This window comes from Bacillus sp. JJ675 (assembly GCF_036963165.1).
GTDB classification, from domain to species: Bacteria; Bacillota; Bacilli; order Bacillales; family Bacillaceae; genus Bacillus; species Bacillus glycinifermentans.
The window spans coordinates 1-205 of sequence record NZ_JBALMR010000125.1; the positions used below are offsets into that span (position 1 = coordinate 1).

The 205-nt window shown below is 37.6% G+C and carries 1 protein-coding gene; it reads right to left on the minus strand.

Annotation, left to right across the window (positions count from 1 at the left end; translation table 11 throughout):
- Nucleotides 1-205 (minus strand): DUF2325 domain-containing protein (locus V7126_RS23710; RefSeq protein WP_335499819.1); only part of this gene is annotated, 205 nt, incomplete at both ends.

The following is a 205-nucleotide window of genomic DNA, read 5'->3' on the forward strand; positions in this document are numbered from 1 at the left end:
GTATCATGCAATATGTTTTCAATGGTTTTAACTCCATAAGATGTTGTTTGCTTAAATGGGACATCGTAATTCTTTGTATAATTACGTGCAGCCCAGCTTCCTTTATGGGCGGTGAATGGAGTGACAACTATTACTAGATCACTTTTTCTTACCGCAGCCTCTATACGATCTTCATTCTCCGTTCCTTCAAATCCTTGGTATTTAA